Raw genomic sequence first — 13453 nt, forward strand, 5'->3', positions numbered from 1 at the left:
CAAGTGTCCCGACGGCCACCGCGATCGCAGAATAGGTGTCAGCGGGAGTCGCCGCTCCAGATGCACTGCGGACGGCCTCTTGCCGAATCGCCGGCCAGTTCAGCCTTGCACGATTGACCGCCCGACGCTGCATGAGATCCAACGCCGTATCCAGGTACTTCTGTGCGGCGGCGGACGCCGACAGAATGGACGTCTCGGATGATGACGGGGCAGAAGGGACAGGCCGTACCGGTTGGGTCGTCGTGCAGCTGACCAACGTGCTCGCGGCTGCCAGCGACCCGACCAGCCGACGAAGCCGCACCCGCCGTGTCACCATGCCTCAGTATCACGGTCCGGATCGCCCAACTGTTACTCCCTTGGTATGAAACTGGTCCCGGCATGCGGATCGCTCAATGGGGCATCCGGAGAGACTCGTCCAGGGTCTTCATGAGGTCCGTGACGCGGCTGACACCCACCAGCGCGCGGGGGTAACGATTCAGAACGTCGATCAGCGTTGCAGTGGCCCGGTTGCAGGCCAACTCGATCAGCGCATCCCCAACGTGAGGGTCTCCGCCTGCTCTCAGCTCGGCTGCGCGTGCCGCGCCGGCGACAGCCCGCAAGATATGACCGACCTGGGTGGCGTTGGCCAACGGGTGCAGATAGGCGGCCGCCGCGGCATCCCCGGCAGCACGAGCCGCATGCTGAGCGGCTTCATCCGACACCTCGCTGGCAGCCCGATGCGCTGCGACGGCAGTGATTCGCTGCAAGTTCGTGCGACCGGCACCGTGAGCGAACATCCACGCCGCCTCGATGGCAGCGCAAGGTCTGCGGTCATCGGTGGCGACCTCCTCGAAAAGCGGAAGAACCGCCTCAGCGCTCTCTGCGGCATACCGCACAACCATCCGCAGCTCGTCCACTGTCAGCTCGAAGTCGGCTCTTCCCAAGGCCATGGACGATGATAGCTACCGTTGGTGCGGCCCAAGCCGGCATGCGAGTCGAAGACGAAGATCGAACTGCTCCCACTTGCCGTCCGCACATCAGGCTCAGGCAGATGACGGACACGCCCGACCCACCACATCCGCAGCAGGGAAGAAGTCGCGTCGGGGGGCCTGCATTTGCCGCCTGTTTGTCCGACCGGCCCGCATCGCGCGCGGCCGGGGCGCAGGCAATCGCGCTTGCCCTCCGACACTTCGCCATCCAGCTGACGTCCGCGCCGCCGCTGATGGAACTACGCATCGAGGCCTTCTCCCTCGGTGCCGCAGTTGATACCGGTCTCGGATGGCCGGGAATTGGAACCGCGGCGTGGGCGCGGCGTCTACCGCCGACCCGTCGGAAGGTCCCATGGGCAGGAGCAGCTTTTTCGTGAATGCTTCCTGCCATCGACGGGCCATCAGAGGGTCATGTCAAGTGCGGTGACCACGAATTGGAGTCGGAGCGAACGTCTCGTCGGCACGGATCGACCGGCGAACGCGGAAGGCCGCAGCGACAAGGAAGGATCTGCTCGCGCATGATCGTCTGGATCGACGGGGCGTTTGGCGCGGGGAAGTCCACGCTCGCCCGGCAGCTCCATCGCAGGCTGCCGGAGGCCCTGGCATTCGACCCGCAGTGTGTCGGCGCCATCCTGGTCACATCGGCTCCACCCGCGCCGAGTGGAGATTTTCAGGACCTGCCGTTGTGGCGAAAACTGGTCGCGGACTTCGTGATCGGGCTCGCCGACGACTACGGCCAGATGCTCATCGTGCCGATGACGCTGGTGAACCCGCACCACCGCGGCGAAATCTTCGGGTTGATCAAGAAGTCTGGGCACGAGTTGTTGCACGTGTTCCTGGAGGTGCCGGCCGATGAGTTGCGGCGCCGCATCGACGCCCAGATCCTGGTGGACGACGACTGGGTCCGCGATGGCGGAGCGCGCGCGTTCCGGCACCGCAAAGTTGAACGATGCGTCGCCGCCCGCGAGTCCCTGACCGGCGACACGCTTGTCCTCCGCGGAGATCGGCACACACCGGCTGGGCTCGCGGACCTGGTGGTGGCCGCGATCGATGATCGCAAACCGGTCCCAACCGGGGCTGACTCAAGGTGTTCCTCGAACAGTGGCGAAGCCGCGGATGCTCCCGAGATCGGTCCGGCACTGCGCTCGGTCCGGGTGGTGGCCACGACGATGCTCAAGGCCGATGCCAGAGCACGGTTGAGCGAACAGCTCGGGCCCGGATTCGTCGTGCTCGACCTGCGCAAGGCCCCACCCTCCACCGACATCGTGATCGCTCCGGTGCTCAGTCCGCAGACGATCTCTGCCCTCAAGCAGATGTTCCCCGCAGCCCGGGTGGTCCTGACCGAGATCGAGGACCGAGACACGAGTGTTTCCTTTCCCGGCCCGGTGCAACGGGCCATCGAAGCCGGCGCCGACGGCTACGTCGTTGCCGGCGATCTCGCCGCTCTCGCTGCCTTCACCGCCGCGGATACCCACCTGGCGCTGAACCCGGGTCGACCCGGACAGCTGCAGGGGTCCACGGTCCGCAGCTCCGGTGCTGATCAGTCCGGTGCGGATGAGTCGGTCCGGCGGGAGCTGGGAAAGCATTCGCGACGTCGCGAGATCCACTAGACCGGCGGGCCCGCGCGCTTGGAGTCCGGCGATGGCGACCTTTCTCACCTGCAAGCGGTGGCGTGTGCGTGACGGCGTAGATGCCCAGACGGTGGTGATCTGAGCGGCAGCAGATTCCCCAGCGGGGGCTTCGCCGACGGCCGCCCGCGAGCCTCTGGCCGGCAACGCTGTCGGTGCCGGGTGGCAGCATGTCGCGTGTGATCACTGCAGAGGAAACCCTGAGCGCGGCCCAGGCCCGACGGATCGCCATCGCCGCCCAGGGTCTGGCCGCACCGCTGGGGCCGGAGCCGGCGACCGTCAACCGGGGTCACCTGCGGCGGATGCTGGATCGGCTCGGGCTGCTGCAGATCGACTCGGTGAACGTGCTGGCCAGGGCGCACTACCTGCCGCTGTTCGCGCGTCTCGGCGACTACCCGGTCGAACTCCTCCAGGGCGCCGCTTGGCCGGCCAGGGCGAGGGACCGGACGCTGCTGGAGACCTGGGCGCACGAGGCGTCGCTGGTCCCCATCGAGCTGGAGCCCCTCCTGCGGTGGCGCCAGGAGAAGCTGGTCGACGGTCCGTTTGCTTCCGCCGCGCGGCTGCGGGCCGAGCACCCGGGATTCCTCGACCGCGTCCTGGGTGTGGTGCGGGACGAGGGCCCGCTGTCCGCGGGCGACATCGAGAAAGTCCTGGAGGCGCCCGGAAAGGGTAAACCGGGCTGGTGGGGATGGTCGACGACGAAGACTGCCAGCGAGTACCTCTTCGCGACCGGGGCCATCGGGACGTCCTACCGCCGCGGGTTCGAGCGGGTCTACGACCTGATGGACCGCATCCTGCCGGCGGCCATCGCCTCGCTGCCGACACCCCCCGAGGCAGACGCCAAACGTGCATTGGTGGAGTTGTCCGCGCGCTCCCACGGCATCGGCACCGCCGGCGATCTGGCCGACTACTACCGCATCCGCAACGACGACGCCAAGGTGGCGCTGCAGGAGCTGGCAGAGGAAGGCGTCGTCACGCCGGTTCGCGTCCAGGGCTGGCGCGACGTCGCCTACCTGCACCGTGACGCCAGGGTGCCGCGCAGAGTGTCCGGCCGCGCCCTGCTGTGTCCGTTCGACCCGCTGATCTGGGAACGGGCCCGGACCGAGCGGCTCTTCGGGTTCCACTACCGCATCGAGATCTACACGCCGGCCGCCAAACGCGTGCACGGCTACTACGTGTTCCCGCTGCTGGTCGACGACGAGCTCGTGGGCCGGTTCGATCTGAAGGCCGACCGCGCTGCCGGCCAGCTGCTGGTCCAGGCCTCCTGGTACGAGCCGGGAACGAATCCCGGAGCCGTCGCCGAGGCAGCCGCGGCCGAACTGCGCCGGATGGCTCGGTGGCTGGGTCTGGACGAGGTGGTGATCAGGCCGCAGGGCAATCTGTGCGGCGAACTCGCCGCCGTGATCCTGGCCGCTGGGGGACCATGATGCCGGGAGGCTCCCGGTAACCTTCTGCCGGTGACCCAACTTCCGGCCGGTGTGGCAGCGGGACACCCGGCCACGGCCACCGCCGGACATAGCGTGCTGGCCGCTGGAGGCTCGGCGGCCGACAGCGCAGCGGCCATGGTGCTGGCCGGTTGCGTCTCCGAGACGATCTTCTGCGGGCTGGGTGGCGGCGGGTTCGCGACGTACTACGACGCCACTACCCGCATCGTGAGCTGTCTGGACTTCTTCGTCGCTGTCCCAGGGCTGGACGGTACGGAACCCGCACCGGCACAGAACATCTCGGTCGTCTTCGGCACGGTGCCCGTGCCTTATGCGATCGGCGGTCCCAGCGTGGCCGTCGCTGGAACGCCGTCGGGCGCCCACGAGCTCAACCGGCTTTTCGGACGTCTGCCGTGGGCCGAGGTGGTGAGGCCGGCCCGGGACCTGGCCGCCGGCGGGGTGGTGTTCTCGGAGGCGCACGCCGACCTGCTACCCGAGATCGCCCCGGCCATGATGGTCGGCGCCGGGGTCGAGGTCTACTCCCGCTCCGACACCGCCGGTGGCCGCCGGCTCCTGCAGGCGGGGGAGACCATCGACCATCCCGGCCTCACCGGGACGTTCGAGGCTCTGGCGGCGGAAGGGCCGGCGGTGCTGGCCACCGGCGAACTCGGCCGGGCGATGGTCGACGCGGTCCGGGCGGACGGCGGGGCGTTGTCCCTGCAGGACATGGCGGCCTATAAGGTGACCGATCTGGAGCCGCTCCGGGTGCCGTTCGGGCCGGGGACGTTGCACGTCCGCGGGAACGATCTGGATTCCTTCGGTGTGACCGCGGCTGCACTGGATCTGGACGCCGTCGGTCGTGGTGGTCCGGACCGGGCGACCGCCCTGGTGAGCGTTCTGCGGGCCCCATCGCGGCGAGCCGAGACGACGAGCGTGGTCGCGGTCGACCGCTGGGGAAATGCATGCGCCGCAACCCATTCACTGGGGCTGGGGTCCGGGATCTGGGTCGGCGGGGTCCACGCCAACTCGATGCTCGGGGAGGGCGAACTGCTCCGCGGGGAACTCGTCCCGGGCACCAGGATGGCCTCGATGATGGTGCCGTCGGTGGTCACCGACGCCGACGGCCGATTGCTGTTCGCCGGGGGCGCCGCCGGCGGCAGCCGGATCCGTCCCGCCCTGCTGCAGACCATGGCCGGCCTGTTCGGCGAAGGCCGTGACCTCGCGGACGCAATCGCCGCCCCGCGGATGTCGGTCACCGAGTCGGTGGTGCATCTGGAACCCGGGTTCTCGCCGGAGGTGGTGGCCGCCCTTCGTGCGGCGGGGGAGGAACTGGTGCTCTGGGATGCGCCCCGCCCGTACTTCGGTGGCGTCGCCGCCGCGGCCGCCGGCGGACCGGCCGGCGACCCGCGGCGGGGCGGCCTGGCGCTCAGGTTCTGAGTGCCGGAGTTCAGGCGGCCCGAGATCAGGCGGCCCGAGATCAGGCGGCGCGGTGCAGCAGGATGTCGCCCGAGGTCGTCCTGACCTTGATCTGCAGGATCGGCGCGTCGCCTTCGGTCACCTCGTCGGCCACCTCGAAGTCGGTCCGGGTGGTGCCCGAGACCGTCGACAGGTCGATGGCGGCCAGCGAGCCGGTGTGGATGCCGATGCGGACGTCTCCGGAGACGGCATTGACCTGGGCCAGCCCGGAAACGGCATCGGCCACCTGGACGTCGCCGGAAACGGTGCGGGCCGTGATGTCTCCGGTGACAGCGCCGAGCCGGATGTCGCCGGATGCCGTGTGCACCAGCGCGCTACCGCCGATCGGACCGACCACCACATCGCCGGATGCGGTGCGGACATCGACGTCGTCACCGGCGATGTCGATGAAGACGTCACCGGACGCGCTCTGCAGCAGAGCCTTTCCGCGGGTCTCGGTGAGTTTCACGTTGCCCGAGGCGGTCCGGACATCCGCGAGTCGAGTGGATCCGGTAACGGTCAGGTCAGCGGACTTGGACTGCACCCGGACGTTGGAGCCGACCGGCGCGTTGATGGTGATGTCGAAGGACGAGCGCCATCCGTCCCGGGCGGTTTTCGTGTCGACGATGACGGTGGGGCTGTCGCCCTCGACGTGCTCGACCCGGACGGAGTCGGCCGGGTCGGTGATGGTGGAGGTGGACCATCCGCTGGGGTCGGCGTCCGTGCTCTGGTCGCCAAAGCCGCCAAAGCCGCCAAAGCCGCCGAAGCCGCCGCGGGGGCCGGACTGGCGGCCCTTGCCGAAGCCGTCGAAGCCCCGCCCGGTCCCGAACGACTTCAGGAAGTCGTCGATGAATCCAAGTGGGTGGCCGGTGGAGGTGATGACGTCGACGGTGGTGGTCTGGGTGTCGGTCAGGTTCACGTGGATCTGACCGGCCGCGTTGCGGATCTCGAGCGTGACCGCGTCAGGGGTGAGAAAGGTGTGCATGGGGAGTCCTCAGGTCGGGGTCAAAGGCGTTGGGCTGGAAGGGGAGGAGGGCAGATCAGCCCTTGATGTATCCGGTGACGGTACGGCCGTTGCCGCTGCGGCCGTTGCTGTCCCGCTTGCCCTTCATGCCCGGCGGCACGGCAGTGCGGACCGAATCGGAGACGGCACGCGAGATGTAGGTGTTCAGCGACACGCCCTGGTCCGAGGCCGCCTGCTCGGCCTGCGACTTGAGGTCGTTGAACAGTCGGACGGTCGTGCGCGACAACTCGCCTCCAGCCTCCTGCATCGCCCGCCTCAGGTCGTCGGCGTGCAGGTGGTGGCCGTGACGGCTTGCCCCGTCGAGATCATCGTCGGAACCGTCGGAACCGTGGGTCTCGAAGGCGTTCGACGACGGTCCGCCGCGGTCGGACACGGAGACACGGACGTCCCGGCCGTCCAGCTTGATCTCCACGACGTGGCGGTCGAGAGCCTCGGTCACCTCGGCGGCGAGGTCGGAGAGCGCGTTCATGATGGCGAGCCGACCGGCCGGCTCGATGGCGGCGCCGAGGATGGCGGCCGCGCGACGGATTTCCTCGTCGCCGATTGCTGCTGCGGCGAGGAGGTCCTCGCGCAGGCTTCTGATGTACGGGTTCAGGTCCATGACACCACTATGACACCATTAGTGACGTCACGCAAGGAGAATCTGACGCTGATTGACGTCAGATCACCTCAGAATGGCGTCACTCCCGCAGGGATTGGATCTCCTACGATGGGGGAATGACGATCACCCAGAGCTCGACCACCACCTATGCCGGACTGCTCCGCAGCCAGATCCGCAACGAGTTCAACGCCAGCCAGCAGTACGTGGCCATGGCGGTGTGGTTCGATGCCCGCGACCTCCCGCAGTTGGCCACGCACTTCTACCGCCAGGCCGTCGAGGAGCGGAACCACGCGATGATGATGGTCCAGTGGATGCTCGACCGAGATCTGCCGGTGTCGATCCCGGGCATCGACGAGGTCCGCTCCGACTTCCTGGACATCTCCGATGCGGTCCGTATCGCGCTCGCCCAGGAGGTCGCCGTGACCGAACAGATCAAGGCCCTGTTCGCCAAGGCCCGGGAGGAGAGCGACTTCCTCGGTGAGCAGTTCATGCTGTGGTTCCTCAGCGAGCAGGTCGAGGAGGTCGCCGCGATGACGACCCTGCTGACCATCGCCGAGCGGGCCGGTTCCGACTGGTTCGAGGTCGAGACCTACCTGGCGCGGGAAGCCGTGGGCGACAGCGGTGTCAGTACCGGACCGACAGCCGCAGGCGGCGCCCTGTAGTGACCGATCCACGCATCCGGTTGATCGCCAGGACCGAGTTCCTCCCCCCTGATGACGTCGGCTTCCTGAGTGACGCCGAGGGCGGTCAGGCGCTCGCGGAATTCGCGGGCCGGGCCTGCTACCAGTCGTGGGACCGACCCAACCCGGCCACCGCCACCAACGACGGATACCTGCGCCACATCCTGCAGGTGGGACACCTGTCCGTCCTCGAGCACAGCACGGCCACCTTCTACCTGACCGGCATCTCGCGGGCGGTCACCCACGAGATCCTCAGGCACCGGCACTTCTCCAACTCCGAGTTGTCACCGCGGTTCGTGCCGCCCGGCGGTCCAGCCGTGGTCGAACCGGATGCGGTGGCGAGAAACCCTGCCCTGCATGAGAAGTTCACCGCTGCTACCGAAGCGGCAGCGGCTGCGCACGGCGAGTTGCTGGCCGCACTGGAAGAGGCGGCCGAGCAGTCGCCCGACGGCACATTGGCCCGCAAACAGGCCCGCCAGCACGCCGCGGGGTTGCTGCCGGCCGCCACCACGACGGCGCTGGTGGTGTCCGGCAACTACCGCGCCTGGCGGCACTTCATCGGCATGCGCGCGACCGAGGCGGCCGACGTCGAGATCCGCACGCTGGCCGTCGGAGTGCTCCGGGTGCTTCAGGACCTGGCTCCCAGTGTCTTCGCCGACTTCCGGATCAGCCAGCTGCCGGACGGCACCGAGCTCGCCGCTTCGCCGCTCGTCGCCGATGCCTGAGCCGCTCGCCGCCGCCGATGCCTGGGGCCGCTCGCCGTAACCGCCGCCGACGCCTGAGGCGGGAGCTCCGAAGCGGCGGTCGGTAGGTTGAACCAGTGACCCTCGCGCAGACGGAACGTGCAGCCCTGGCCGACCTGTTCGGCCACCTCGGCCCCGACCAGCCGACGCTGTGCGACGGGTGGGACACCGCGGATCTGCTCGCCCATCTGCTGGTGCGGGAACGGCGCCTCGACGCGGCGCTGGGCGTGTTGATCAAGCCGCTGGCCGGCTGGACGGCGCGCGTCTCCGCCGGCTATCGAAGTCGTCCGTGGGCGGACCAGATCGAGCTGTACCGGTCAGGGCCGCCCGGCTTCAGCCCGCTCGGCTGGGGCCCGATCGACGAGAAGGCGAACGGGATGGAGATGTTCATCCACCATGAGGACGCCCGCCGTGGCCAACCCGACTGGGAACCACGTGACCTGTCCGAGACCACCCGCTCCCAGCTGATCCCGATGCTCACCTCCGGCCTGATGTTGCGCTCGGTCAAGAAGGCAGGCATACCGATGACCGCCTGGCTGACGGACACCCCCGGCGGACACGACCGGCCCATCGTGCTGGTGCCCAGCACAGAACTCGTCGGCGGTGACGGCTCGGCAGAGGGGGTCACGCTGCACGGCGGCGTGGCGGAGATCCTGCTGTGGTTGAGCGGCCGGTCGCAGGTGCGACTGGAGTTCGCGGGTGACCCGGCGGCCGTGGCCGCGGTGCGGGCGGGCAGGAAGTAGGTCGGCGGGGCGGTAAGTTTTGCGGTATGACGAGTCTCATCGCCGGTCCGGCAGGTCGCGAAGGCCGGCCGTTCGGAACGGTTCTGGCAGCCATGGTCACCCCGTTCACCTCGGCCGGCGAAGTCGATCTGGGTGCCACCGCGGCCCTGGCCGTCCGCCTCGCGTCCCAGGGAAACGACGGTCTGGTGCTCAACGGAACCACCGGAGAGTCGCCGACCACGTCGGACGCCGAGAAGGTTGCGATCATCCGCACCGTGGTGGAGGCCGTCGGTGATCGCATCACCATCGTGGCCGGCGTCGGCACCTACGACACCGCGCACTCGGTCCGCCTGGCCAAGGAGGCGCAGAAGGCCGGGGCCCACGGCACTCTCGTGGTCACGCCGTACTACTCGCGGCCGCAGCAGGAGGGCCTGCTCGCCCACTTCGCCGCGGTGGCAGATGCCACCGACCTGCCGGTGATGCTCTACGACATCCCGCCCCGCTCGATCGTGGCGATCGCGCCGGAGACGTTGTTGCGTCTGGCCGAACACCCACGGATCACCGCCGTCAAGGACGCCAAGGGCGATTTCCTCGCCGGTTCCCAGGTGATCGCGAACTCTGATCTCGCGTACTACGCCGGTGACGATCCGCTGACACTGCCATGGATGAGCATCGGCGCGGTCGGCGTTGTCAGCATCATCTCGCACGTCGTCGGCCCGCACGTCCGGGCTCTGGTGAACGCGGCAGAGGCCGGCGACTACGCCAGGGCACGCACCATTCATGAAGCGCTGTTGCCCGCTCACCTGGCAATGTCCCGAACCGGAGGCGGAGCCGGCCTGGTGTTCGCCAAGACCGCACTGCGGCTCGCCGGTTTCGAGGTGGGCGATCCCCGTCTGCCTCAAATCCCGGCCACTCACGATCAGACTGCGCAGATAGCGCGTGACCTCGAAGAAATCGGTAATCTCACATGACGGCAACGTCCAAGGCCATTCCTCCGCCAAGGCTGCCCAAGGGCGGCCTCCGGGTCGTCGCACTGGGCGGCATCGGCGAGATCGGCCGCAACATGACGGTCTACGAATTCAACGGGCGACTGCTCGTCGTCGACTGCGGCGTGCTGTTCCCCGAGGACGCGCAGCCCGGTGTCGATCTCATCCTCCCGGATCTCCGATTGGTCGAGGACCGGGTGGACGACATCGACGCGGTGGTCATCACCCACGGGCACGAGGATCACATCGGCGCCCTCCCCTGGCTGCTCCGGCTGCGCAAGGATCTACCCGTCATCGGCGCCAAGTTCTCGCTGGCCCTGATCGCCGCGAAGAGCCGGGAACACAAGATCACCCCGAAGCTCGAGGTGGTCGTCGAGGGCGAGCGCCGCAAGGTCGGCGACTGGGACCTGGAGTTCTTCGCCGTCAACCACTCCATCCCGGATGCACTGGCCGTCGGCATCCGGACGCCGGCCGGCACGGTGCTGCACACCGGTGACATCAAGCTGGACCAGCTGCCGCTGGACGGCCGGCTGACCGACCTCGGCGGGTTCTCCCGCCTCGGCGACGAGGGCGTCGACCTCTTCCTGGTCGACTCGACCAACGCGGAGGTTCCCGGGTTCGTCGCGCCGGAGCGCGAGATCGGGCCGGTGCTGGACAACTACATCCGCTCCGCCAAGCAGCGGGTCATCGTCGCCAGCTTCGCCTCGCACGTCCACCGGGTGCAGCAGATGCTCGACGCCGCGCAGAACCATGGCCGCAAGGTCGCCTTCGTCGGGCGCTCGATGGTCCGGAACATGCAGATCGCCCAGGAACTGGGCCTGCTAGCTGTCCCGGACGGGCTGGTCAGGTCGTTGGACAAGGTCCTGGAGCTGCCGCCGGAAAAGGTGTTGCTGATCTCCACCGGTTCGCAGGGCGAGCCGCTCTCCGCGCTGTCCCGGATGTCCCGCGGCGAGCACCGACAGGTCAACCTGATCCAGGGCGACACCGTCATCCTGGCCAGCTCGATGATCCCCGGCAACGAGACCAGTGTCTTCACCGTCATCAACGAACTGGCGCGGGCGAACGTCACCGTGGTGCACCAGGGTGTCGCGAAGGTGCACGTGTCCGGGCACGCCTCGGCCGGTGAACTGCTGTACCTGTACAACGCGGTGAAGCCGAAGAACGTCATCCCGGTGCACGGCGAGTGGCGTCATCTGCGGGCGCAGTCCCGGCTGGCAGTGCTGACCGGCGTGCCGCCCGAGCGCGTCGTGCTCGCTCCGAACGGCACCATCGTCGACCTGATCGACGGGAAGGCCAGGATCACCGGGCACATCGACGTCGGCATGGTCTACGTGGACGGTGCCGCGGTCGGCGACGTCGGCGAGAACACCCTGTCGGATCGGCTCATCCTCGGCGAGGGCGGTTTCATCGCGATCACGGTGGCCATCGATGCGCACACCGGCCGGGCGGTGCAGTCGCCGACCATCTCCGGGCGCGGCTTCTCCGACGACCCGAACGCGTTGGCCAAGGTCGTCCCGCTGGTCGAGGCCGAGCTGGCCCAGCTCGAGTCGGACGGCGTCACCGATCCGCACCGGGTGGCGCAGTCCGTCCGCCGGGTGGTCGGCCGTTGGGTCGGCGACGTGTACCGCCGCCGCCCGATGATCGTCCCCACCGTCATCGCGGTCTGATGATCTACCACCTGGCCTTCGCCGCCGATTGGGATGCCGCGGTCACGGTCGGCTCGTACCGGATCTCCGGACGTGGCATGACGCTCGAGTCCGAGGGTTTCCTGCACTTCTCCTACGCGAGCCAGCTGCCCGGCGTGGCACAACGCTTCTGGCGCGAACCCGAGGCTCCGGTGGTGCTGCTGGTGGTGGATCCGGCACTCATCGGGTTGCCGGTGGTGGCCGAGAACACCAGCGGCGGGACGGAACTCTTCCCGCATGTCTACGGACCGCTGCCGGTGGTCGCGGTGGTGTCCGCGGCTCCGGTCCCGGTGTCCGCGTCCGGCGAGCTGGAGTTGCCCGCTGTCAATGACTGATGCGCGTCAGGCCGACAAACGTCAGTACCGTCCGGTCGATCCGCATTCGGGGTCGTAGGCGATGCGGTAGCCGCGCTTCACCAGGGTCTGGATGATGCGCGGATTGCCCAGCGCGGTGCGCAGGCGACCGATGGCCATCTCGACCGCGTGCTCGTCGGCACTTCCGCCGGGCAGGGCCGAGGCGAGTTCACTGCGGCTGATCACCTGACCGGGGTGGGCGGTCAGTCGCCCCAGCAGGGACATCGCTGTCGGTGGCAGATTCAGGTAGAGCCCATCCAGCAGCACCCCGTGCCCGCGGATCTCGAGTCGCTGCCCCGCTGCGACCAGCCGCTTCGCGTGGGCGTTCGGCAGCTGCGAGGCCACCTCCCTGACCAGGGAACCCAGCCTGGCCCGGTCCGGCTGGACCACCGGGATCCCGACCCGGTCGAGCGGGGAGGCGGTGACCGGGCCGACGGCAAGCACCATCACGTCACGGCAGTGCGCGTCGATCAGTGCCCGGGCGATCCCCAGTCGCTCGGCGGCCTGCAGGTAGCTGGCTGCGGCGGGCGCACTGGTGAAGGTCACGGCGTCCAGGGTGCGGTCCACGACCGCCTGGCACAGTTTCTCCAGTGGCACCGGGTCGACCGGCGGACGCCACCGGTAGACCTGCACCTGCACCACCGTCGCTCCGGCCGCCTCGAGCGCCTGGACGACGTCCGGCAACGGCTCGCCATGCTGCTGGATGGCCACCCGCCGCCCCTGCAGATTCATCTCCAGCAGGCGCTCCAAAACCTCGGTCGAGGATTCGGAGGCGGGGGACCACTCCCCGCTGAGCCCGGCAGCCCGCATGGCACCGCGCGCCTTGGGACCCCGGGCCAGGAGGACCGCAATGGACAGGCAGGCCAGCAGATCCTCACCGTGGCCCCAACCGTCCGCGGCGTCGATCCAGCCGCGGAACCCGATCCCGGTGGTGGCCACCACCACGTCGGGCGGGTGGCGGAGGCACTCGAGGGTCACCTCGCGGAGCGCCTCGTTGTCCTCGACCTGGACGATCTGGATGGCGGGTCCGTACAGCACGGTCGCCCCGCGGCGCTCCAGCGCGGCTCCGAACTCCTCCCGGCGGCGGGCCGCTGTGATCCCGACGGAGAAGCCAGCGAGCGGGCCGACCTCGGGTTCGGGCTTCGCCGGCTCGACTCTCACGCCTACGAGACTGTCGTGCTCCG

Annotated in this window: 14 protein-coding genes; 10 read left to right on the forward strand and 4 right to left on the reverse strand. The window is 68.9% G+C overall.

The window, feature by feature from the left end:
• Nucleotides 1–389: 389 nt before the first annotated feature.
• Nucleotides 390–929 (reverse strand): putative immunity protein, encoded by a 540-nt coding sequence (locus ABIB25_RS02510; RefSeq protein ID WP_354526814.1) that lies wholly within the window; start codon nt 927–929, stop codon nt 390–392.
• Between the two features lie 101 nt (nt 930–1030).
• Here ABIB25_RS02510 and ABIB25_RS02515 point away from each other — a divergent pair, with 101 nt between their 5' ends.
• From ABIB25_RS02515 to ABIB25_RS02530, 4 genes are all read left to right on the forward strand, one after another.
• Entirely contained in the window at nt 1031–1345 is a 315-nt protein-coding gene (locus ABIB25_RS02515; protein ID WP_354526816.1) for a hypothetical protein, read from the forward strand.
• Between the two features lie 141 nt (nt 1346–1486).
• Entirely contained in the window at nt 1487–2578 is a 1092-nt protein-coding gene (locus ABIB25_RS02520; protein WP_354526817.1) for an AAA family ATPase, read from the forward strand.
• A gap of 200 nt (nt 2579–2778) precedes the next feature.
• A complete protein-coding gene (locus ABIB25_RS02525) occupies nt 2779–4023 on the forward strand; it encodes a winged helix-turn-helix domain-containing protein (RefSeq protein WP_502919735.1) in 1245 nt (414 codons plus the stop codon).
• Between the two features lie 30 nt (nt 4024–4053).
• Nucleotides 4054–5457 carry a gamma-glutamyltransferase gene (locus ABIB25_RS02530; protein WP_354526819.1) on the forward strand — a complete coding sequence of 468 codons (1404 nt, stop codon included), beginning with the start codon at nt 4054–4056 and terminating at the stop codon, nt 5455–5457.
• A gap of 40 nt (nt 5458–5497) precedes the next feature.
• Here ABIB25_RS02530 and ABIB25_RS02535 read toward each other — a convergent pair whose 3' ends face one another.
• Nucleotides 5498–6460, reverse strand: coding sequence for a DUF4097 family beta strand repeat-containing protein (locus ABIB25_RS02535; protein WP_354526820.1), 963 nt, complete (start codon nt 6458–6460; stop codon nt 5498–5500).
• 55 nt (nt 6461–6515) lie between these two features.
• Nucleotides 6516–7100 carry a toxin-antitoxin system HicB family antitoxin gene (locus ABIB25_RS02540; RefSeq protein ID WP_354526821.1) on the reverse strand — a complete coding sequence of 195 codons (585 nt, stop codon included), beginning with the start codon at nt 7098–7100 and terminating at the stop codon, nt 6516–6518.
• A gap of 116 nt (nt 7101–7216) precedes the next feature.
• On the opposite strand from ABIB25_RS02540, the gene ABIB25_RS02545 reads away from it, so the two are divergent.
• The 6 genes from ABIB25_RS02545 (at nt 7217) to ABIB25_RS02570 (ending at nt 12251) form a co-directional block, all read left to right on the forward strand.
• Entirely contained in the window at nt 7217–7762 is a 546-nt protein-coding gene (locus tag ABIB25_RS02545; protein WP_354526822.1) for a ferritin, read from the forward strand.
• The gene (gene thyX, locus ABIB25_RS02550; protein WP_354526823.1) at nt 7762–8505 is read left to right on the forward strand and encodes an FAD-dependent thymidylate synthase; all 744 of its coding nucleotides are present in this window, start codon (nt 7762–7764) and stop codon (nt 8503–8505) included. The genes ABIB25_RS02545 and thyX overlap by 1 nt, the downstream gene beginning before the upstream one ends.
• Before the next feature lie 95 nt (nt 8506–8600).
• Nucleotides 8601–9266 carry a TIGR03085 family metal-binding protein gene (locus tag ABIB25_RS02555; protein ID WP_354526824.1) on the forward strand — a complete coding sequence of 222 codons (666 nt, stop codon included), beginning with the start codon at nt 8601–8603 and terminating at the stop codon, nt 9264–9266.
• 26 nt (nt 9267–9292) lie between these two features.
• Nucleotides 9293–10216, forward strand: coding sequence for a 4-hydroxy-tetrahydrodipicolinate synthase (gene dapA, locus ABIB25_RS02560; RefSeq protein ID WP_354526825.1), 924 nt, complete (start codon nt 9293–9295; stop codon nt 10214–10216).
• Nucleotides 10213–11898 (forward strand): ribonuclease J, encoded by a 1686-nt coding sequence (locus tag ABIB25_RS02565; RefSeq protein ID WP_354526826.1) that lies wholly within the window; start codon nt 10213–10215, stop codon nt 11896–11898. Before dapA ends, ABIB25_RS02565 begins: the two co-directional genes overlap by 4 nt.
• Nucleotides 11898–12251 carry a DUF952 domain-containing protein gene (locus tag ABIB25_RS02570; protein ID WP_354526827.1) on the forward strand — a complete coding sequence of 118 codons (354 nt, stop codon included), beginning with the start codon at nt 11898–11900 and terminating at the stop codon, nt 12249–12251. The genes ABIB25_RS02565 and ABIB25_RS02570 overlap by 1 nt, the downstream gene beginning before the upstream one ends.
• A 21-nt stretch (nt 12252–12272) precedes the next feature.
• Here ABIB25_RS02570 and ABIB25_RS02575 read toward each other — a convergent pair whose 3' ends face one another.
• A complete protein-coding gene (locus ABIB25_RS02575; RefSeq protein ID WP_354526828.1) occupies nt 12273–13430 on the reverse strand; it encodes a uroporphyrinogen-III synthase in 1158 nt (385 codons plus the stop codon).
• Between the last annotated feature and the right edge of the window lie 23 nt (nt 13431–13453).

This window comes from Nakamurella sp. UYEF19, from assembly GCF_040546275.1.
Classification (GTDB): Bacteria; Actinomycetota; Actinomycetes; order Mycobacteriales; family Nakamurellaceae; genus Nakamurella.

Bases quoted from the DNA above. Each gene is read 5' to 3' on its own strand.
- dapA (WP_354526825.1), top strand. From the start codon at position 9,293: ATGACGAGTCTCATCGCCGGTCCGGCAGGTCGCGAAGGCCGGCCGTTC.
- ABIB25_RS02535 (WP_354526820.1), bottom strand. From the start codon at position 6,460: ATGCACACCTTTCTCACCCCTGACGCGGTCACGCTCGAGATCCGCAAC.
- ABIB25_RS02545 (WP_354526822.1), top strand. From the start codon at position 7,217: ATGACGATCACCCAGAGCTCGACCACCACCTATGCCGGACTGCTCCGC.
- ABIB25_RS02570 (WP_354526827.1), top strand. From the start codon at position 11,898: ATGATCTACCACCTGGCCTTCGCCGCCGATTGGGATGCCGCGGTCACG.
- ABIB25_RS02515 (WP_354526816.1), top strand. From the start codon at position 1,031: ATGACGGACACGCCCGACCCACCACATCCGCAGCAGGGAAGAAGTCGC.
- ABIB25_RS02565 (WP_354526826.1), top strand. From the start codon at position 10,213: ATGACGGCAACGTCCAAGGCCATTCCTCCGCCAAGGCTGCCCAAGGGC.
- ABIB25_RS02520 (WP_354526817.1), top strand. From the start codon at position 1,487: ATGATCGTCTGGATCGACGGGGCGTTTGGCGCGGGGAAGTCCACGCTC.
- ABIB25_RS02540 (WP_354526821.1), bottom strand. From the start codon at position 7,100: ATGGACCTGAACCCGTACATCAGAAGCCTGCGCGAGGACCTCCTCGCC.
- ABIB25_RS02510 (WP_354526814.1), bottom strand. From the start codon at position 929: ATGGCCTTGGGAAGAGCCGACTTCGAGCTGACAGTGGACGAGCTGCGG.